The following is a 20,220-nucleotide window of genomic DNA, read 5'->3' as shown; positions in this document are numbered from 1 at the left end:
CATGGTTGTAGAAAGCGAAGGCTATATCGCCCTGATTGAGTATCTGGTGGAGAGTCTGGGACTGTTTGAAACCCAGCAACAGAGCAGTGGTGAACAGACCATCGAAGATCTGGTGAGCAGCCGGGTGGCCGGCAACCTGATGGCCATCTGCGAGCAGAATCCGCAGCTCGATCCCAAGTTGCGCTTCGTGATCATGCAGGAAGCCGATGCGGTGGTGGCCGATCTGGAAGAGGTGCTCTCCGCCGTCTGGCTGCGCGCCCCGACCCCGGAGCAGAAAGCCTTCCTCGAAGAGTTCATCGATCTCATCAAGAACCTGTTTGACGGCGCCATCAGCTGAGCGCCATGGCGAACGTTCGCGTCGCCACTCCCCCACCATTTATCGCACCGCAGAAATGAAAAGGGCCGCCTTCATTGGCAGCCCTGCTTGCTAGCATTTCAACTCATCAAGTTTTTCAATGACTTTTATGAATTTCGAGGCAAGAAATGTGTCTGGTCTTGGCCGCCGTCCATGGTGGCTACCAAGTTGGGCAAGCCTGGTTCGAATAAGTTCCTCTCCATGACACATTTTTTTATGATTTTTTTCACTCTCCTGACAAAGCCCGATAAAAAGGCCGCAAAGGCGGCCTTTTTCTTTTCACAAACAATGACGAGTCACAGATACCCGTCATCTTGCCCTAACGGTTGAGGCTCGGTGGCAGGCAGACGCCGATGCCACCCAGGCCGCAATACCCTTCCGGATTCTTCTCCAGATATTGTTGATGGTAATCCTCGGCGTAATAGAAGGGGGCCAGCGGTAGGATGCGGGTAGTGATGGCGCGCCCGTCGCCGCTGGCCAGCATCGCCTGCTGATAGGCGGCCAGACTCTGCTGGGCAATCGCCTCCTGGGTGTCGTCCCCGAAGAAGATGACGGAGCGGTACTGGGTGCCAATGTCGCCACCCTGGCGCATGCCTTGGGCCGGATCGTGCTGCTCCCAGAACAGCTTGAGCAGATCGCCATAGCCGATCACCTTGGGATCAAACACCACCTGCACCGTCTCGGCATGGCCGGTCAATCCGCTGCACACCTCCTTGTAGGTGGGATTCTGGGTCACCCCGCCCTGATAGCCGGCGGCGGTGGAGTAGACCCCTGGCTGCTGCCAGAACAGGCGCTCCACCCCCCAGAAGCAGCCCATGCCAAACCAGGCCACCGCCATCCCTTCAGGCCAGGGGCCCTGAGTCGGGTGACCATTGACCGCATGCTGCTGGCCAATCACCATCGCCTCGCGGCGTCCCGGCAGCGCGTCTGCCGGCGAAATAATCTGTTCCATGCACCCTGTCCTTGTATAAAAACCTGTGCGATCACACAGCTGACGAAAAGGAATATCGAAGATAACAGTTTATGGGCCGGGATCAACCTGGGGCGTACCGCCACACCGCTGACGCCCCTGCCCCGCCTGGTATCGCCACCGTTCGCCCTGCCTGACCACCGCGATGACAAAATCACACTAAATCAATATTTAATCTTGATTTGTGCATTTATTTTCATATATTGAGCCCATTGCTGTTTTTTTATGGAAGATGCCTCAAGTGCGTGAACGCGAACCCAGCCTGGTCTATGCCTTTCGGCAGTCAACCCCCTACGTCAATGTGCACAGAGGTGCCACCTTCGTGCTGATGATGGGGGGGGAAGCCCTCTGCCACCCCAATTTCGCCAACATCGTCAGCGACATCGCCCTGCTGCAGACCTTGGGCATTCGCCTGGTACTGGTATTCGGCTCCCGCCCGCAAAACGACGAGGCGCTGGCCCGCGCTGGCATCGAGGCCCAGTACCACAAGCGGATCCGGGTCACCGATGACGCGAGCTTCGCCATCATCAAGCAGGTGTGCGGCGGGTTGCAGTACGACATCACCGCCCAGCTCTCCATGGGGCTCGCCAACACACCGATGCAGGGTGCCCGCATCAGCGTGGTGAGCGGCAACTTCGTCACCGCCCAGCCGCTCGGGGTGGATGACGGCATCGATTTTTGCCACAGCGGCCGGGTGCGCCGCATCGACGTGGAGGGGATCACCCGCCAGCTGGATCAGAAGAGCCTGGTGCTCATCTCCCCCATCGGCTGCTCGGTCACCGGCGAGAGCTTCAACCTGAGCTCGGAAGAGGTGGCCCGCCGGGTGGCGGTGGATTTGAAAGCGGACAAGCTCATCTGCTTCAGCAGCACCCAGGGGGTGATGGACCGCCACGGCGAGGCCATCTCCGAGCTCTTCCCCGAGCAGGCCGAAGAGTTGCTGGTGGAGCTGGAGCAGGCGGGAGAAGAGATGTCCGGCACCGCCCGCTACCTGCGCGTGGCCATTGCCTCCTGCCGCGGCGGCGTGCCCCGCTCCCACCTGGTGAGCTATCAGGATGACGGCGCCATGCTGCAGGAGCTGTTCAGCCGCGACGGCCTCGGCACCCAGATCGTGCGGGAAAGTGCCGAGCAGGCGCGCGCCGCCACTATTGAAGACATTGGTGGCATCCTGGATCTCATCCGCCCGCTGGAGGAGGAAGGTATTCTGGTGCGCCGCTCCCGCGAGCAGCTGGAGATGGAAATAGACAAGTTCACCATCATAGAGCGCGACGGCCTCATCATCGGCTGCGCGGCGCTCTACTGCTTCATGGAAGAGGCGATGGCGGAGATGGCCTGCGTCGCCATCCACCCCGACTACCGCAACTCCAACCGGGGGGATCAGCTGGTGGCCAAGGTGGCCGAGCGGGCCAAACGGCTCGGCATCCGTCGCCTGTTCGTGCTCACCACCCGCTCCATTCACTGGTTCCGGGAACGGGGCTTCGATCCGCTGGAGGTGGAAGATCTGCCGGTGGCGCGCCAACGCCTCTACAACTGGCAGCGCCGCTCCAAGGTTTTGTCCAAGACCATTGTGTAACTCATTGATTCTGTGTTGAGTTGGCTGACTTTTTGAACTTTTTCACAAACTCGATTGACAGTGCAATCCAACGCAAGGTATTTCTAAATGCACTCCACCGCCATGGTGGAGCCAGAAGAGGAGCGCTGCCCAGGCAGCCCGAGGGAGGACACCAGTGTCCGGTGAACTTGGGTCAGGGGGAGCAGCGCCGAGACATCTGAGGCAACTGGATACCTCAGTGTCGGCTGCGGGGGCTGAATCCCCCGGGTTGTCATCGGTAGTGGTCATCCCCCACCGCGCCCCGTCAGGGGCGGGTACGGGATGGGCTCTGCGGGTGGAGTGCTTCTGGCCGGGATAGCTTCGATCATTCCTGCCATTTTCAGCCTCCTCCTCTCTTTTTGCCCGATGGAACCGGATTTTCATATTAAGACAGGAGTAAGCAATGAGCCCGATCAATGTCGCCAAGTTTGGCGGAACCAGCGTCGCCAACGCGGCAGCCATGAACAACTGCGCCGACGTGGTGCTGGCCAACCCGGCCACCCGGGTGGTGGTGCTGAGCGCCAGCGCCGGCGTCACCAACCTGCTGGTGGCAATGGCCCAGGGCGATCTGGACGAGGCGGGCCAGGAGGCGCAGCTGACCAGACTGGCCGAGATCCAGCAGGCCATTCTGGCCGACCTTGGTCACCCGGGCGAGGTGAGTGCCCAGATCCACGACCAGCTCGACGAGATCCGCACCATGGCGCGCCAGGCCCATCTGCGTACCGATGCCGAGCTGGCTGACAGGCTCATCGCCTGCGGCGAGCTGATGTCTACCCGCCTCTTTACCGAGCTGCTGCGCCAGCGCGGCGTCAAGGCCCGCTGGCAGGATGTGCGCCAGCTGCTGCGCACCGACAGCCGTTTTGGCAAGGCCAGCGTGGATCTGGCCGCCACCCGTGACCTCTGCCAGCAGACGCTGGGCCCCCTGCTTGGCGACAGCCTCATCATCACCCAGGGCTTCATCGGTGCCGACGGCGATGGCCGCACCACCACCCTGGGCCGCGGCGGCTCCGACTACAGCGCGGCCCTCCTGGCCGAGGCGCTCGATGCCGGCTCCATCGAGATCTGGACTGACGTGCCCGGCATCTACACCACGGATCCGCGCCTGGTTACCCGCGCCCGCCCCATCCCCGAAATCAGCTTCGTGGAGGCGGCCGAGATGGCCACCTTCGGCGCCAAGGTGCTGCACCCGGCCACCTTGCAGCCGGCGGTGCGCCGCGACATTCCGGTGTTTGTCGGCTCTGCCAAGGATCCGGCCGCCGGCGGCACCTGGATCCGCGCCAGCACCCGCACCAATCCGCTGTTTCGCGCCGTGGCCCTGCGCCGCAACCAGGTGCTGGTGACCCTGCACAGCCTCAACATGTTCCACGCCTACGGTTTCCTGGCCGAGGTGTTCGGCATCCTGGCCCGCCACCGCATCTCGGTGGATCTCATCACCACCTCCGAGGTGAGCGTGTCGCTGACCCTGGATCACACCGGCAGCCAGAGCAACGGCGAACCCATCCTCAATGACAAGGTGCTGGCGGAGCTCGGCCAGCTGTGCAAGGTGCAGGTGGAGACAGGGCTGGCGCTGGTGGCGCTCATCGGCAACCGGATGAGCGAGGCGGTCGGGGTGGGCAGTCAGGTCTTTGACGCCATTCGCGAACACAACATCCGCATGATCTGTTACGGCGCCAGCGCCCACAACCTCTGCTTTTTGGTCAAGGAGGACGAGGCGGGCCACATCGTCAACCGCCTCCATCAGGAGCTGCTCGACTAAGGGGCCGTCAACTCGCCAGGATCAACAGAGGGGCCGCCGGGCCCCTCTTTCTATATAGGGTGATGTTGGGATGAGAGAGTCGAGCGCCCCTAGCCCGCCGTAGTCAGCGCCGGCAGCAGGTTGGCCCGGATCTCCTCGCGCAGCCCTTCCAGCCGGCGCAGCAGCGCCCCCTGATCCAGTCCCGCCTCGTCGGGGCCCAGGTTGTCCGCCAGCTCGGCGTAATGTTCGGTCACCGCCTGCTCCAGCCAGTCGAGCCGGCGCAGGGTGAGCGAGCCACAGCTCTTGCCGCTGAGATCGTCGGCAATGTCGAGCCGGTGGCTGCGATACATGTCGCGCCACCAGTTGGCAGCGAGCGCCTCTTCGCTGGCGAGCGCCGATCGCCACTCGCCCAAGAGCCCTTGCAAGCGGGCCAGCACCGGCGCACTCGCCCCCTCCCGAGTCAGGTGCTGCAGCTCCCGCTGCGCCCAATTGACACACAGGCCGCGCCAGTAGCGAAACTGCGGCAGCGGATCCGGCTCGTCTAGCCACAGGCCCGAGAGGGTGCGGGTCTCCAGCCGTTCAGGTACGTGAAAACCGTGATCGGTGAGGCCGTTGGAGTTGAATTCATGGCGGGGATCGAAGGGCCACATGTAGCCAAAGTCGAACACGCTGATCTGCTGGCCGTCGTCCAACAGGTTGCCGGGGCTCGGATCCCAGTCGAACCAGCCCCAGTGGGCCAGCTCAGCCTGCACCGCCAGCATCTGCGCCAGGTTGCGCTCATTGAGATCATGCACCGGCACGCCCCGCAGCCAGGGGGAGACCAGCACCCCGGCCCGGGCCGAGCCAAAGCTGGTGCAGACCACGTTGGCCAGGATGGTGGGGTGCAACTCCCGCAGGGCCTCTATCTCCCGGCGGCGCTCCAGCTCGGTCAGAAAAGCGGTTCTGCCGTCCACGTTGGCCACCAGAGAGTCGTGCCGGCGACGCTTCAGGCACCAGTGATGTCCCTCCACCTTGAGGTGGAACACCTCGGCGGTGAGGCCGTGACGATAGACCTTGAGCACGGCCGGATGATCCTCCTTGAGACGCACCAGCTGGGCCACCGAGAGGGGACAGTCCTGCTCGCGCCCGATCCGGATCTCCTCCTTGCTCTCCAGCATGCGGAGCAATCTTGCCTGACGTGCCGCTACTTTGGGATTCATACATGTACCTCCATCCATATTGAGAGACTAAGCAGCAAGGCTGGAGCAGACCAGCGGCAAAGCGTCATGATGACGCTTTCATCACAGAATGAGTGTGCCCCCCGGATCGGGATCACAGTTTGCATGGATCCACAGTCATGCAACCTTCATTGTTTGGTCATTAAATTGACAACAAGGAACAAGCCCATCACCATCGGGTCAAATTAAATGCAGCAGCCATGCATCTCCGTCACTCGCTCAAAGGATGAGCTCATATGAAATCCCCCACTTCAGCACGCTTGCCAGCCAGGGTCTCCGGTCTCCCCGCCCTGCTGCTGGGCATGCTGGCCGCGCTGCTGCTGCTGACCCTGTTGCTGCCGCAGATCAATCCCGCCAGCTGGCTCGGCCGGGCCCAGCCGCTGGTGCTGGGGCCGGCGGACAACCCCATCGCCACCCTCACCCGCCATGCCCTGCTCTACAAGAGCGACAGCCGCGGTCTCTATCTGGTGGTACGCAGCCAGTGGCAACTACGGGGACCGCTGCAGGAGGGGGACAAGGTCAGGGTGGAGCTGCTCAACGACAGGGGCGAGCGCATCGATCAGCTGAGCCAGCCGGTGGACAAGCGCCAACAGTGCAGCAAGGGGCGCTGCACCCTGGATCTCAACAGCACCCTGCGCGCCCCCGACGACGCCCTGGCCAGCCGCTATCAGCTGCGGATCGGCCTGCTGCTCAAGGAGAGGCCCGAGAGCGGCGAGTTCAGCCAGATCCTGCAGACCCTGCCGGAGCGAGGCTTCAACCTCACCTATCTCTGCACCAGCCTGCTGCTGGTGCTGGCCCTGAGCGCCGCCGTGCTGAAGGTGGTGCTGCCCACCCTCAGGCGCAATCTGCGCTGGCGCATCGCCGGCAGCCTGCTGCTCGGCAACCTCACCTTCGTGCTGCTGCACGGCTTCGTGGTGTTCAAGCTGGGGGAATTTCTGCTCTGGTCAGGCTTTCGCCCCGAGCACTACTACCTCGCCTGGGGCAGCATGGTGCTGGGCTGGAGCCTCTGTGCGCTGGCGGGTTTCAACCTCTACATGGGGCTGGTGTTCACCGCCCTCTCCGGCATCGGCCTCTTGGCGAATTTCATGAAGATCGCCATCTACGGGGTACCTCTCGGGGGGGACGATCTCGGCAACCTGGTGGCGCTGCTGCGCATCCTGCTGGAACAGCATCCGGTGCTGCCGCTGCTGGGCGGTGCGATCGCCCTCTTCCTCTGCTGGCGCTTCGCCCTGTCACGCTGGGTGCTGCGTACCGCCGCCGCCACCGCCGCCTTCTTTGCGCTGTGCGTGTTTGCCACCCAGACCGGTAACAAGCTGCTGGGGCCCAACATTCGCTACGTGGACAGAGCGGTCAACTACCACAGGGACATCATCCGCTCGGGGCCCGGCCTCTATCTGTTCAACCTGGTGGACGAGATGTTGCAAAGCGGCAGCGTGTTTCGCTATCCCTTGCAGATCAACGAGTTCACCCCCCAGCTCAGCCACGTCAGCCTGAACCAGCCGCCCCGTTTCGATCTGGTGATCGTGCTGCAATATGAATCCCTCTGGCTCGGCTGGCAGGGCAAGATCTGCGCGCCCCCACCCACCCTGAGCCTGCCGGCCAGCGTGCAGCAGTGGCACAAGAGCATCCACTCCCCCACCACCGGCGGCATGACGGTGCTGGCAGAGTTCGAGATGAACACCGGCCTGCCGGTAGGCCTGCTCAAGCAAGGGGTGGTGCCCTACTACTACCTCTCGGAGCAGGTGCCGGGCCTGGCGCAGAGTGCGAAGCAAAGCGGCTACCGGACCTTGTTTGCCCACCCCTATGTGGAGAAGTTCTGGGGCCGCGCCAAGGCGATCCCGGCCCTTGGCTATGAGGAGCGCTGGTTCGACAACCGTTTCACCACGCTCGAACACAAGGGGCTCTATATCTCGGATGATGCCCTCATCGACCACCTGCTCAAGCGCAGCGAGCAGGATGAGCAGCCGCTGTTCGCCTACGCGGTCACCATGCAGGGGCACGGCCCCTTCGACGGGGATCGCTACCAGGCCCAGCAGCTCAACAAGGCCTGCCCGGATCAGAGCGAGGCCGACCGCCAGCTGCTCAACACCTACTACACCGGCGTGGTGGATGCCATGGCATCGCTTGAGCACCTGCTGACCAGCCTGGATCGCTCAGGCAAACGCTACCTGGTGGTGGCTTTTGGCGATCACCAGCCGTTCCTGATGTCGGCCGGCAAGGGCATCCACGGTGCCAAGCCACCCCGCGATGCCAGCTACCAGATCCCCATGATGGCCTTTGCCCGCGCCGATGACGCCCTCAATCTGGCGACCCAGTTCGACCCGGTGCGCCAGCTCTATCAGATGGGCCAGGCCACTCGTCAGCTGCTGGCGGGCGACATGACCCCTCTCCCGGATCAGGCCCTGCTTCATCCGGTGCTGGGAGAGGAGAAGGGATTCGACGTCTCACCCCTGGTGCCGCAGATCCGCGCCAGCTTCCGGCCCGATGCCCTGCCTTGAGCCCCGTAGCGACGGGATAGATGACAAAGAGGTCGCCCGGGCGACCTCTTTGTCTATGTGTCGATGCGACTATGGCAGGCGGCGCGAACTCACTCGCCGAGCCAGGACTCGCACAGGGTGAGGCGCTGGGCATCGAGATCCAGCATCGCCTCGATGCCAAGGGGCAGGGTCAGCATGGGGTGGGTGTGGGCGCAGTCATACTCCGCCAGAATGGGGAAGGTCGGCTCCCCCACCACCTCCAGCAGGATGTCGAGCGGCCGCCGGCCGCTGCCCTGACTGTCGAACAGCTCGTGTTTGCCGAGCACCAGGGCACCGATGCGATCAAACACCCCGCACAGCTTGAGGTGGGCAAACGAGCGCTCCACCGTCGCTGCCAAATGGAGGCTGTCCTCCAGCAGCAAAATGTCCCCTTGCTCGATGGCCGGCATATAGGGGGAGCCCCAGATCCCCGCCATCGTATTGAGGTTGCCGCCAATGAGCCGGCCCCGCACCCGACCGGTGCCCACCGAGATCAGCCGGTTTGGCCGGCACTGCTTGGCACGGCTCTGCTGCTCCCAGTCAAGCCGCTCCTCGGTCCATTGCGCCGGGGTCGGCACTGTGTGAGGCACGGCGGCGCCACCGGCTTGGCAGATCTGGCGAAAACCCGCCAGGGTCTCGTCCACCAGCGGCGAGAGCTCGCCAAAAGAGGCCACCAGCGCCGGTCCGTAGAAGGTGACGAGGCCAGTGCGGGCATGAATGCCGAGCAGCAGGGCCGTCACGTCGGAGTAGCCAATGATGATTTTGGGGTCGCGCATGAGCGCATCAAAATCGAGATAGGGCAGCAGGGAGTTGGAGTTGCTGCCGCCAATCACCGACATGATGCAGCGCACCTCTGGATCGCGAATGAGGGCATTGAGCTCGGCAGCCCGGGCGGCGATGGAGCCGGAGCGCCAGTGATCGCGCTGGCCGGTGAGGCTGCCCGCCTTGAGTCTGAAGCCCTGCCCTTCCAGAAACGCCCCGGCACGGGCAAAGCGGTTTGGCGCCCAGGCGGTGGCCGCACTGGAGGGGGAGAAAAAGCCGATGGTATCGCCGGGCTTGAGCCCCGGCGGCTTGAGTGTTGTCATCGCAAAGGGTCCTGTTCCAGATCTGGCCATCCAGGGCATGGCTGCCACAAGAAAGGACTCATAATAGCCATTAGATGGCCGTCAAGGCACCAAGAAAAGATGGCTGTTCAGGTAGTAACCGACGCCACCCGACAGGTGATCACGAAGTCGAGACCCGCATGGGAGATAGCACGGCTCACTTGCCCGCCGGCTGAACCCAGAAGCGACGCCCCCATGCCTGGCTTATCTCGTCAAAGGAGCCATCGCGATGCATCTGCTCCAGCGCCGCCTGCAGGCCTTCGATAATGGCGGCATCCGTGTTGCGGCTGAAGGCAAAATAGAACGACTTGGTCTCCTGAAACTCAAACATGGGGACAAACTCCGAGTAGTGATGGCCCAAGGTCTCTATGTGGTAGGCGGCCCCCATCTGCATGGCTGGCGCGACGTCGGCCCTGCCGTGCAGCAGCATGCGAAACTTGTCGTCCTCGTCGTGCACCAGCACCAGATTGAGCCCTTTCTCCGCCAGTTCGATGGCCAGCGCCGAGTCGCGTACCACCGCGATCCGCCAGGGGGCCAGGTCAGCCAGCTGATGGCCCACCACATCGTCGCGTTTTGCCAGGCGATACACCCAGGTGACGCGAGGCCCGATAGGGCCGACCCAATGAAAGAGCGCCTCGCGCTCGGGCAGCCTTATCATGCTGAAGATGACGGTATTGGGGTCATATTGCGCCATCTGATAGGCCCGCGCCCAGGGCAGGAGCTGGATGCCCTTGCGGTCGAGCCCGATGCCGCTGACCTCCAGCATTCGCTTGAGCAGATCCACCGACAGCCCCGTCACCTGGCCGTCCTTGTCCCGATAGTTGTATGGGGGGAGCTCCTCCGTCACCGCCTGAATGGTGGCCCCCATGGCGCTCCCCAGCCAGCACCACAACAATACCCAGCGCAGAATATGGAGCATGATTGCACCCTCGAGCTGACTCTCTTGTCATGAGTATGATGGACGCGAACAACACAATACAGGCAGGCGGACAGGTGCATGTCAGGGCGCTGGCATCCCCCATCCGCGGGGAAGGCCGCAATAAAAAACCGGCAACAGGTTGCCGGTTTTTTATTGCATCAAGGCGTCAGACCAACACGGCGGTCCCGCTGATGCTGACCATCAGCATGCTGCCGCTTTGCCCCACCACCTCGTAGTCGATGTCGATGCCGACCACCGCATTGGCACCCAGCGCCGCGGCGCGCTCCCTGAGCTCGTCGAAGGCGATTTCCCGGGCCCGGGCCAGCTCTTTCTCATAGGCGCCGGCGCGGCCGCCGATGATGTCGCGGATCCCGGCAAACAGATCCTTGAACACGTTGGCGCCAAGAATGGCTTCACCCACCACGATGCCGCGGTACTCGCGAATGGTCTTGCCTTCCAGGGTGGGGGTAGTTGAGAGGATCATCTGGGTTTCCTTGTGGATTGAACTGGGGGACAGCCTAAAGCAGCGAAGGGGGCGCAGGCAAGCAGGGAGACCCGGTTCGCCCCTGGCGGAGCATGGCGGCGCGGGCCTGCCAGCACGGATCCCGTGCGCGTCGACGACGTGGCACCTGTCCACATTCAACGACGAAAGGCGACATCGAGCCGTCGCATGGCCTGCTCCGACAGCCCCTTTCATTAGCCGATCCGGCTCAAACATCAAGTGACAAAAATGTCAGTTGTGGCCCATTTTGCCTTTCCCTAGGGTGAGTCTGTCCCGGCCATGGACCGGAGACAGACCCATTTCTCACGAGGAGAGCAGCATGATGCAGCAGGATACCCGACTACCTCCCCCCACCCTCGCACCGGGGGTATGTTCCCCCGCCAGCCAGCTCGCCGACACCGCTATGGAGACCAAGTCATGACCACGATCGCCACCCTGGATCTGGGGGATCAGGGTCTGCTGGCAGCCTACCTGTCAGCGACCTCGCCCGCCCTGCTCAACCAGACCTATGCGAACTTGTTGTTGATGCAGCAGTCATTGGCCAACAGCGAGATCGACTCCACCCTCGCGGTCAAAATCGAGGCCTACCAGGCCCAGATGATGAGTCAGGCACGCTACTACCAGCAGACCAACCTGTCCGGCCTCATCCACCTGCTGAGCAACGGCTCCAACTTCTACGCCCTGGTCGCCGCGTTCAATCGCCTGCTTGGCCAGGAAGAAGACGCCGCCGTGCTCGCGGGGCGCGCCCGGCTGGCCGAGCAGCTGACGTCTCTCGCCGATCAGGCCCTGAGCTACCGGCTCAATGCCCAAGCGCTCAATACCCGCGTGCAGGTGGCCTGGGGATCCCTGCGCCCCCTGATGGAGCAGTTCAATGGCGTCATCACCCAGCTCGAGCAGGACCTGATGGCCGATGCCAAGCGCCAGACCGAGATCATTGATGCCCTCAACCAGGCGATTGCCGCCAATATCCAGGCCATCGTCGATGAGGGTGGCAAGGCCGGTGAAGGGGTCAACCAGCTGGGGCGGGCCATCGTCACCTCGCTGACGCTGGAACAAAAACCGGCCGACAAGGGGGACAAACCCGCCACGTCGCAGGAGATAGCCAAACAGACAGACCAGCAGACCCAGTACATGGTCTCCGGTCTCAAGGCGATCTCATCTGGCATTGCCGGCTCCAGCCTAGCGGCCCGCGAGCTCAAGACCAACACCGACAAGCTGGCCGAGGCCTACCAGGCGCTGGCCGCCACCAACACCCTGCTGACCGTGGCCAAGTCGGTACAGGCGCAAAACCAGCTGTTTGTCGACACCTACAGCCGGGTTGCCGATGCCGTCACCCAGCTGCCTGCTGGCTGGCAGAAGGTGGCCGACGCCTACCAAGGGGCGGTGCCCGTGGTCGCCGACCTCAACAGCCCCGACGACGTGCGCCAGCTGCGGCGCACCGTGGCGCTCAACACCCAGTCCTGGCTGCTGCTCGCAGGCCAGGTTGACGACATCAAGGCAGCCTACGCCGGCAACGGCATCCTGCCCGACGCTTAATCCCACCACGCAAGGACACGCCAAATGACCAACGCAACAACCATCACCATGGACCAGGGTATGGCCAACCAGGCTTCCCAGGCCCTGCAGATCCAGACCTACTGCAACAGCGTCAAGCAGCAGGTGCCGGTGGACTTCAGCCAGTTCCCGAACCTCAAGGACAACCAGACCCAGATCAACCAGGGGCTCGATCTGGCGAAGGGGCACGCCGACCTCTATCTCAATACCGTCCAGCCGCAGATCATCACCAACATCAGCAACATCTCCAACTACTTTGCCCTGCAAAACGCCATTCCGGCCGTGCTGCCGCCCGGCTCCACCAAGGCGCAATGGCTCAGGCAACTGAGCGTCATCAAGGAGCAGGCCACCGAGTATCAACGGCTCTCCGCCGACACCCGGCTGGTGATCGTCAATCTCAACAACAACCTCATCACCGACTCCAGCAACTTCCAGGGCATAGTGGTGAACCTCAACAGCAAGGTGCAGGGGGACAACGGGGTACTCGCCCAGCTCAACGGTGACATCGACAAGGTGAACGCGGCCATCGACGGCGCCATCGCCGGCATCGTCGCCGGGGGGCTGCTGGTGATTGGCGGCGCCTTCGTCACCGCCATCGGCGCCGTGGCGGACTTCGTCACCGCCGGCACCTCGACCCCGGTGGTCATCGGCGGGGTCGCCATGATGGTGGCCGGGGCCGGCGGCATCACGGCTGGCGCCATCGTGCTGCACAACTCCCTCGGTACCCGCCAGGATCTGTACCAGAAACGCAGCAACCTCAACAGCGAGGTGCTGATCGCCACCCAGATCGGCAACGGCTACAAGGGGTTGCAGGTGCAGGCGCAAAACGCCGTCACCGCGGCCACCCAGATGAGCAACGCCTGGGACGCCCTCACCTCCGATCTGGGCAGCCTGATCACCGATCTGGACAAGGGGATCACCAGCGGCGACGACATCCGCCAGCTCTGGCTGACCGCCGCCGACACCACGGTCAAGACGGTGCTCACCGACGTGACCACCATCAAGGCCCAGATGGCCGGCGTGAGCCCGCTGCAAGTGCCGCAGACCGACACCATCGCCAACTTCGTGGCGCGCCTGGCCGCCTAACCCCCGGGAGGGCGGCCTGGCCGCCCTCTTTCATAAGGAGACCCCATGAGCAACGGCATTCTTTCCCAATCCATTGCCAACATGCAGCAGGCCGAAGCGACCATTCAGTCCTTCAGCGGGTTGCCGCAAAACGCCGTCAACATCCAGCAGAACGTCGGTGAGGTGGTCGCCGCCCTGCTGCCCCAGGTGCAAACCATGCAGCAACAGGTGCTGGCGTTTGCTGGCCACCTGGAGACACAACTGACCCAGCAGCTGGCCAATAGCGGCCCCTTCAACCCCGACGCCCTCAAGGCGTTCGTCGATCAGGTCCAGCAGGAGATCGCCCCCATCCAGACCCTGACCGCCCAGACCCTGACTGCCAGCCAGGCGGCCAACGATCGCATCACGCAGGACAACATAGCGTTGCAGCGGATCGGCGTGGAGCTGCAGGCCACCATCGCCGGGCTGCAGTCCAACCTGGCCGGCGCCCGGCAGGAGCTGGACTCCCTCAACAAGAAGAAGCTCTACCTACTGGGGCTGGGACTGCTGGGGCTGCCTGGCCTCATCGCCCTGGCCGTCACCCTGACGCAGACCCAGAACAAGGTGAGCAGTCTGGAGGGACAGGTGAACCAGATTGAGGGGCAGATCCAGCGCCAGCAGGGCTTCCTCGGCCAGACGACGGCCTTCTCCCAGCAATTTGGCTCCCTCATCGATCGAGTGAGCAAGGTGGGCAACACCATCACCCTGCTCGGCGGCGACATTGCCAACGTCGCCCGCGATGCCGGGCAAGGGGATCCGGAGCTGGCGCGGCTCTTCTTCACCGCCGCCCTCACCGAGGTGCGCACCCTGCAGGTGGACGCCTCCTGATACGACCGCAACAAAAAAGGAGAGGCCAAGGCCTCTCCTTTTTCATGGTGCACGTGGTCATTGTAGTCCCGGCACGTTTGCCCCAGGCTGCTTAGTGCAGCTTCAGGGTCGGGCGCAGCACCCGGTTGATGCGGCCCACCAGCATGATGAGGCCGGTCTTGATGTAGCCGTGCAGAGCAATCTGGTGCATCCGGTAGAGCGAGATGTAGACCAGACGGGCGATATAGCCCTCCACCATCATGGAGCCGCGCATCAGGTTGCCCATCAGGCTGCCCACGGTGGAGAAGCGGCTCAGGGACACCAGCGAACCGTGGTCGTGGTAGAGGTAGGGCTTGAGCTCGCCACCGTTCATCTTGGCCAGGATGTTCTTGAACGCCTGGGTCGCCATCTGGTGGGCAGACTGGGCGCGCGGCGGCACGAACTTGCCGTCCGGCTGCGGGCAGGCGGCGCAGTCACCGATGACGAAGATGTTCTCGTCGCGGGTGGTCTGCAGGGTCTCTTTCACCACCAGCTGGTTGATGCGGTTGGTCTCAAGACCGGCGATATCCTTCATGAAGTCCGGCGCCTTGATACCGGCCGCCCACACCATCAGATCCGCTTCAATCAGCTCGCCATCCTTGGTGTGCAGACCATCGGCGGTCGCTTCGGTGATCATGGTGGCGGTACGCACGTCCACGCCGAGCTTGACCAGCTCCTGATGGGCGGCGCCACTGATGCGCTCCGGCAGAGCCGGCAGGATGCGGGGGCCCGCTTCCACCAGGGTCACCTTCAGGCTGTCGGTGGTGAGGTTCTTGAAGCCGTAGGCGTAGAGCTGCTCCACCGCGTTGTAGAGCTCGGCAGAGAGCTCGACGCCGGTGGCGCCGCCGCCGACGATGGCAATCTTCACCTTGTCGCCCGGCTGGTATTCGGTGGCGAACTGCAGGAAGCGGTTCATCATGCTGTTGTGGAAGCGGTGCGCCTGGGAGGGGCTGTCCAGGAAGATGCAGTGATCCTTGATGCCCTTGGTGTTGAAGTCGTTGGAGACGGAACCGATGGCCATCACCAGGTAGTCGTAGGGCAGCTCGCGCTCGTTGACCACGATGTCACCGTTCTCGTCGACGATCTTCGCCAGCACGATGCGTTTCTCGTCGCGCTTGATGTCGGTGAGGGTCCCGAGCTGGAAGTCGAAGCCGTGGTTCTTGGCGTGAGACTGGTAGCTCAGGGCGTCGATGCCCGCGTCCATGGAGCCGGTGGCCACTTCGTGCAACAGGGGTTTCCACAGGTGGGTGCGGTTGCGATCAACCAGGGTGATCTTGGCCTTGTTCTTCTTGCCCAGCTTGCGGCCCAGGCTGGTAGCCAGCTCCAGACCGCCGGCACCACCGCCGACGACAACAATATTGGTCATGGTTAATTACCTCGGTTCCATTAAAGCGAAGGGAGCCATCGGCTCCCTTGATAGTTGAATCCATGACGTGACGATCAATCAGGCCTCTTTGAAAGCCTTCATCTGCTGCAGGTGATGAGAGATGTTCTTGAACTTGTGCGTCTCTCGTTCATCCCACACGATGTTGTAATAATTCTTCAATTCACGCTCAGTTTCGCCATTATCGCGCACTTCATCCTGAACGGAAAGGATGCAGAGGCAATTTCCTGAATTTTTACTACGAAACTCAGACACACATTTGGTGCCGATATCTTCGTACTCTTCCGGCCGGTCGATCTTGCCCTGCATGTTGATCTCGGGGTGCAGGTTGGGGTTGAAGATCACCTGCTTGATGCCGCACAGAAAGCCGATGCGCTCGCTCCAGTAGCCACCCAGTCCCACCCCGCAGATGAGGGGCTTGGGATCGGTACTCATGTCGAGCTGCTTCTTCACTTCCTTGAGCAGGTGGCTCATGTCATGACGGGGGTGAACCGTGCTGTAGTGCACGAAACGTACATCATCATCGATAAACTGCAACTGCAGCACTTTCTCGTGATTGCCGGGGCTGGTGGCATCGAAGCCATGCAGATAGATGATCATGGATAAGACCTCAGGATCTGTGTCGGTTTTATCGAAACTACCCCAGCGGCAGGGCCCTGCGCCACCAAAACATCCAACTTTCTTGCTTTGGATCACGCCCTCTGTTGCTGATGAAACCAGAGCGGCGGGACCGGCACAGCGCCGGCTATCAATCTGAGAGCCAGACCGACCGAAATGATAACCGGGCTACCAATCTGACAGCCCTCCCCTGTCCGCAGGAAAACGATTGGCAGCCATCGATGCTGTCAAGCGTGATCCCGCCTGCAAAAATGCGCATGAACAGGGCCAACAGACCCCATGTATGCCGACCGAGCACGGTTCCTGCACTCCCCCTGTGATGCAGCGCGAAGGCGACCTTCGTCTGCGTGGCCGGATCCTGGGCGACCCGGTCCCCATCCATGAACGGGACAGCCAGCCTGCCCCATCTTGCCCGGCCCTTGTCGCCGGGTCGCAAGGAGTGATCTGTTCATGCACCAGACCCAGCCCCCCGGGGCGGCCAAGGGCCGCACCATCGACGAAGTGGAGCGCCTGCTCCCCCCCGGCCAGCTCTTTACCCTCGGCCTGCAGCATGTGCTGGTGATGTATGCCGGCGCCGTGGCGGTACCGCTGGTCATCGGCGGCAGCCTGGGGCTGCCCAAGGATCAAATCTCGTATCTCATCAGTTCGGATCTCTTCTGCTGCGGTATCGTCACCCTGCTGCAGTGCCTTGGCATCGGCCGCTTCGCCGGGATCCGCCTGCCGGTCATCATGTCGGTCACCTTCGCCGCCGTCATGCCGATGTTGGCGATTGGCGCCAACCCGGCGCTGGGGCTGACCGGCATCTTTGGCGCCACCATCGCCGCCGGCATCCTCTCCACCCTGCTGGTGCCGCTCATCGGCCGCTTGATGCCACTCTTCCCCACCGTGGTGACCGGGGTGGTCATCACCTCCATCGGCATCAGCATCATGCAGGTGGGCATCGACTGGATGGCGGGGGGCAAGGGCAACCCCGAGTACGGCAGCCTGCGCTACATCGGCACCAGCTTTCTGGTGCTGGCCTTTATCCTGCTGGTGACCCGCTTCACCAAGGGCTTTTTCAGCAACATCTCGGTACTGCTCGGCATCCTGTTCGGCTTCGGGGTGGCCATCGCCATGGGGGAAGTGAGCCTGGACGGCCTGAGTGAAGCGGCCTGGTTCGCCCCCATAGTGCCGTTCGCCTTCGGCTGGCCCACCTTCGATCCCATCTCCATCGCCACCCTCACCGTCATCATGCTGATCACCTTCATCGAGTCGATGGGGATGTTTCTGGCGCTCGGCGACATCGTCGGCCACCCGGCCAGCCGGGGCGACATAGTGCGCGGCCTGCGGGTGGACGGCATCGGCACCATCATAGGCGGCATCTTCAACAGCTTCCCTCACACCTCCTTCTCCCAGAACATCGGGCTGGTGAGCGTGACCGGGGTGTCGAGCCGCTGGGTCTGCGTCATGTCGGGGGGGATCCTGCTCGCCTTCGGCCTGGTGCCCAAGATGTCGGTGCTGGTCGCCTCCATCCCCCCCTTCGTGCTGGGGGGCGCCGGTATCGTGATGTTCGGCATGGTGCTGGCCACCGGCATCCGCATCCTGGCCAGGGCCGACTACAACAGCAATCGCCACAACCTCTACATCGTCGCCATCAGCTTAGGGATAGGCATGATCCCCACCGTCTCCGGCGCCTTCTTCCAACACTTCCCCGCTGCCCTGCAGCCGTTGTTTCATAGCGGCATCCTCTTGGCCACCCTCAGCTCGGTGCTGCTCAACCTCTTTTTCAACGGCTACCAGCCGGACCTGCGCCACCAGCCGAGGCCCCTGCTGGTAGGGCCGGTGCGCCCGCCCGCTCAGCCGCAGCCAGGCAAACCCGCCCCATAAAAAAACCGCCGTGCAGCATAGCTGCCCGGCGGTTCCATTCAGCAAGCCTGTGTTAGCCGCGGGTCTGGGCGAAGCGCTCCACTGCCGCTTCTACCAACGCCAGGCTCCCCTGCCAGAAGGCGCTCTGGCGAATGTCCTGCCCCAGGTGCTTGGCCACCAGCTCTTCTGCGCTCATGCGGCCGGTATCGCGCAGCAGGTCGCGATAGGCCTGGGCCACATTCTGTTCTCCGGCTTTCTGGCGATTCATCAGCTGCTGATAGACGCCGAGACTGAACAGATAGCCAAACAGGTAGGGGTAGTTGTAAAAACCCAAGCCCGCGATGGAAAAGTGCGCCTTGGCCGCCCAGAACAGGGGGTGATAGCGGCACAGGCTCTGCTCGTACCAGCGGCCCCAGGCCTCGTCGGTCAGCGCCTTGAGCCGCGCCGGCGAGACATAGCCAGACGCCCGTTCCGCCACCAGAGCGCGCTCGAAATCGAAGCGAGCCGGGATATTGACCAGGAAGGTGGCGGCGCCGTCGGCTTCCGCCCAGGCGATGGCCTGTTGCTCTTCGGGGGTCTGCGCCTGCTCGAACAGGGCGCTGCGCACCAGGGTCTCGGCGAAGATGGAGGCGGTCTCCGCCAGCGTCATGGGGTAGCTGCGCTGGCTCATGGGCAGATCGCGAATGAGCCAGTTGTGCCAGGCGTGGCCCAGCTCGTGGGCCAGCGTGATGACGTTGTCCATGGTGCCGGCATAGGTGATGAAGACCCGCGGCTCCACCGGCTCGGCAAACTTGGTGCAGTAGGCCCCGGTGCGCCGGTTGGGGGTGGGCGCAGCATCGATCCACCCCTTTTCGGCCATCATTCGGGCAAATTCCCCCATCTCTGGATCAAAACAAGAGAACGCATCGGCGATGATCTCGATCGCCTCCTCGAACGGGATCTCGCGGCTCACCGCGACCGGCGGCGGGGCAAACAAATCCTCCGGCCCAAGCTCTTCGATGCCGAGGCGCTCGGCCATCAGCCCCAGCGCCCGCTGACCCAGCCCGCGTGCGCGCCAGGTCTCCTGCATCAGGGTATCCAGGGTCGCCCGCTCGATGTGGCTCTGATGGCAGGAGAGATCGAGCGCATCGAGCTGGCGGCTGCGGCCGCGCTGGCGCGCGAGCTCAAGCCGCCAGCCGTTGAGGGCGTTGAGGATGGCGGCCACCGTCTCCTGCTCCCCCTCCCAGCCGGCGCTGATGGCATCGAACGCCTCCCGGCGCAGGGCTCGCAGCGGGCTGGAGAGCAGGTTGCTCGCCTCGGCCAGCCCCATCTCGCGGCCATCGATCACCAGCCGGATCTTGCCCACCAGATCGTTGTAGAGGTTGCCCCAGGCGTGCAAGCCGTCGGTGCCAAGGCCGATCACCAGCTGCTCCGCCTCCACCGGCAGGCGCTGATCCTGCAAAAGGCGTTCGTGACGCAGCCGGTACGCCTCCTCCCCCAGCAGGGAGTCGGCCATCAGCTGCTCGAATTCGGGTTCCGGCAGGGCCAGCATCAGATCCTCGACCGGGGCCAGGGTCTTGAACAGATCGGCATTGAGGGCGCGGGCACGGGAAGCCAGCTGCTTGGCCAGCTCGTCGCGGGCATCCTGACTGCCACGGCAGGCCGCCAGCACGGCCAGGTTCCAGCCGATGTTGCGAATGCGCTGGGCCCGCAGCCGCACCTCGCGCAGGAAATCCTGCAGCGCCTGCGCATTGGCCCGCACGGCGCCAAGCCCCTCGATAAACTGGCCGAGCTCGTCCAGACTGGCGCGCGCCAGGGCGAGATCCGCGCTCACCTGCGGGCAGTCGAGGGCGGGATAGATATGCTGGTTTTGCCACTGTTGTGGGTAGATTCGTTGCTGCATCAAACGCTCGTCATCAGGTTGCGGGGCCGGGCCCCGTTGAATGCGCGTGGCGAGCCACAGGCCCGCCACCAGGATAAAAACG

General features: G+C 63.2%; 16 protein-coding genes and 1 riboswitch. Of the genes, 8 read left to right on the top strand and 8 right to left on the bottom strand.

All coding sequences use genetic code 11. The annotated features are described in order from the left end of the window. Position 1 precedes the first annotated feature (1 nt). Positions 2 to 337, top strand: coding sequence for a DUF3802 family protein (locus CK627_RS13215; protein WP_005302076.1), 336 nt, complete (start codon positions 2 to 4; stop codon positions 335 to 337). A 337-nt stretch (positions 338 to 674) separates the two neighbouring features. On the opposite strand, the gene msrA is transcribed toward CK627_RS13215, so the two are convergent. Beyond that, positions 675 to 1,307, bottom strand: a complete 633-nt coding sequence (msrA, locus tag CK627_RS13210) for a peptide-methionine (S)-S-oxide reductase MsrA (RefSeq protein ID WP_017782944.1) — start codon at positions 1,305 to 1,307, stop codon at positions 675 to 677. A 259-nt stretch (positions 1,308 to 1,566) separates the two neighbouring features. Here msrA and argA point away from each other — a divergent pair, with 259 nt between their 5' ends. Together argA and lysC are read left to right on the top strand one after the other, a co-directional pair. After that, positions 1,567 to 2,895 (top strand): amino-acid N-acetyltransferase, encoded by a 1,329-nt coding sequence (argA, locus tag CK627_RS13205; RefSeq protein WP_095593500.1) that lies wholly within the window; start codon positions 1,567 to 1,569, stop codon positions 2,893 to 2,895. A gap of 107 nt (positions 2,896 to 3,002) precedes the next feature. Further along, positions 3,003 to 3,227: riboswitch (Lysine riboswitch) on the top strand. Between the two features lie 89 nt (positions 3,228 to 3,316). Beyond that, entirely contained in the window at positions 3,317 to 4,669 is a 1,353-nt protein-coding gene (gene lysC / locus CK627_RS13200; RefSeq protein WP_095592557.1) for a lysine-sensitive aspartokinase 3, read from the top strand. Positions 4,670 to 4,758: 89 nt separating this feature from the next. Here lysC and CK627_RS13195 read toward each other — a convergent pair whose 3' ends face one another. Beyond that, entirely contained in the window at positions 4,759 to 5,847 is a 1,089-nt protein-coding gene (locus tag CK627_RS13195; protein WP_095592556.1) for a protein kinase family protein, read from the bottom strand. Between the two features lie 254 nt (positions 5,848 to 6,101). Here CK627_RS13195 and CK627_RS13190 point away from each other — a divergent pair, with 254 nt between their 5' ends. Further along, positions 6,102 to 8,363 (top strand): LTA synthase family protein, encoded by a 2,262-nt coding sequence (locus tag CK627_RS13190; RefSeq protein ID WP_095592555.1) that lies wholly within the window; start codon positions 6,102 to 6,104, stop codon positions 8,361 to 8,363. 89 nt (positions 8,364 to 8,452) lie between these two features. On the opposite strand, the gene CK627_RS13185 is transcribed toward CK627_RS13190, so the two are convergent. The 3 genes from CK627_RS13185 to CK627_RS13175 all read right to left on the bottom strand — a co-directional run bounded on the left by CK627_RS13185 (position 8,453) and on the right by CK627_RS13175 (position 10,887). Continuing rightward, complete coding sequence (locus CK627_RS13185) at positions 8,453 to 9,466, bottom strand: S66 family peptidase (RefSeq protein ID WP_095592554.1); 1,014 nt, start codon at positions 9,464 to 9,466, stop codon at positions 8,453 to 8,455. 175 nt (positions 9,467 to 9,641) lie between these two features. Continuing rightward, on the bottom strand, positions 9,642 to 10,403 hold the full coding sequence (locus CK627_RS13180) for a substrate-binding periplasmic protein (RefSeq protein ID WP_024941133.1): 762 nt from the start codon (positions 10,401 to 10,403) through the stop codon (positions 9,642 to 9,644). 166 nt (positions 10,404 to 10,569) lie between these two features. Then, complete coding sequence (locus CK627_RS13175) at positions 10,570 to 10,887, bottom strand: heavy metal-binding domain-containing protein (RefSeq protein WP_005302101.1); 318 nt, start codon at positions 10,885 to 10,887, stop codon at positions 10,570 to 10,572. Between the two features lie 435 nt (positions 10,888 to 11,322). Between CK627_RS13175 and CK627_RS13170 the strand changes: the two genes are divergently transcribed. From CK627_RS13170 to CK627_RS13160, 3 genes are read left to right on the top strand one after another with little or no spacing between them, the layout of a single operon-like run. Continuing rightward, entirely contained in the window at positions 11,323 to 12,441 is a 1,119-nt protein-coding gene (locus tag CK627_RS13170) for an HBL/NHE enterotoxin family protein (RefSeq protein WP_095592553.1), read from the top strand. A 24-nt stretch (positions 12,442 to 12,465) separates the two neighbouring features. After that, complete coding sequence (locus CK627_RS13165) at positions 12,466 to 13,545, top strand: HBL/NHE enterotoxin family protein (RefSeq protein WP_005302109.1); 1,080 nt, start codon at positions 12,466 to 12,468, stop codon at positions 13,543 to 13,545. A gap of 45 nt (positions 13,546 to 13,590) precedes the next feature. Then, positions 13,591 to 14,391, top strand: a complete 801-nt coding sequence (locus CK627_RS13160) for a hypothetical protein (RefSeq protein ID WP_095592552.1) — start codon at positions 13,591 to 13,593, stop codon at positions 14,389 to 14,391. A gap of 91 nt (positions 14,392 to 14,482) precedes the next feature. Here CK627_RS13160 and CK627_RS13155 read toward each other — a convergent pair whose 3' ends face one another. Next, a complete protein-coding gene (locus CK627_RS13155) occupies positions 14,483 to 15,775 on the bottom strand; it encodes an NAD(P)/FAD-dependent oxidoreductase (protein WP_010633673.1) in 1,293 nt (430 codons plus the stop codon). A 78-nt stretch (positions 15,776 to 15,853) separates the two neighbouring features. Next, complete coding sequence (gene ycfP, locus CK627_RS13150) at positions 15,854 to 16,393, bottom strand: alpha/beta hydrolase YcfP (protein WP_005302119.1); 540 nt, start codon at positions 16,391 to 16,393, stop codon at positions 15,854 to 15,856. Between the two features lie 468 nt (positions 16,394 to 16,861). On the opposite strand from ycfP, the gene CK627_RS13140 reads away from it, so the two are divergent. Then, positions 16,862 to 18,277, top strand: a complete 1,416-nt coding sequence (locus CK627_RS13140) for a nucleobase:cation symporter-2 family protein (protein ID WP_095592550.1) — start codon at positions 16,862 to 16,864, stop codon at positions 18,275 to 18,277. A gap of 52 nt (positions 18,278 to 18,329) precedes the next feature. On the opposite strand, the gene CK627_RS13135 is transcribed toward CK627_RS13140, so the two are convergent. After that, a complete protein-coding gene (locus tag CK627_RS13135; RefSeq protein ID WP_095592549.1) occupies positions 18,330 to 20,138 on the bottom strand; it encodes a M3 family oligoendopeptidase in 1,809 nt (602 codons plus the stop codon). Positions 20,139 to 20,220: the final 82 nt, after the last annotated feature.

The organism is Aeromonas dhakensis, assembly GCF_002285935.1.
Lineage (GTDB): Bacteria > Pseudomonadota > Gammaproteobacteria > Enterobacterales > Aeromonadaceae > Aeromonas > Aeromonas dhakensis.
Note: the sequence above shows the minus strand (reverse complement) of the source record. Positions and strands in the feature narration are given on the sequence as shown.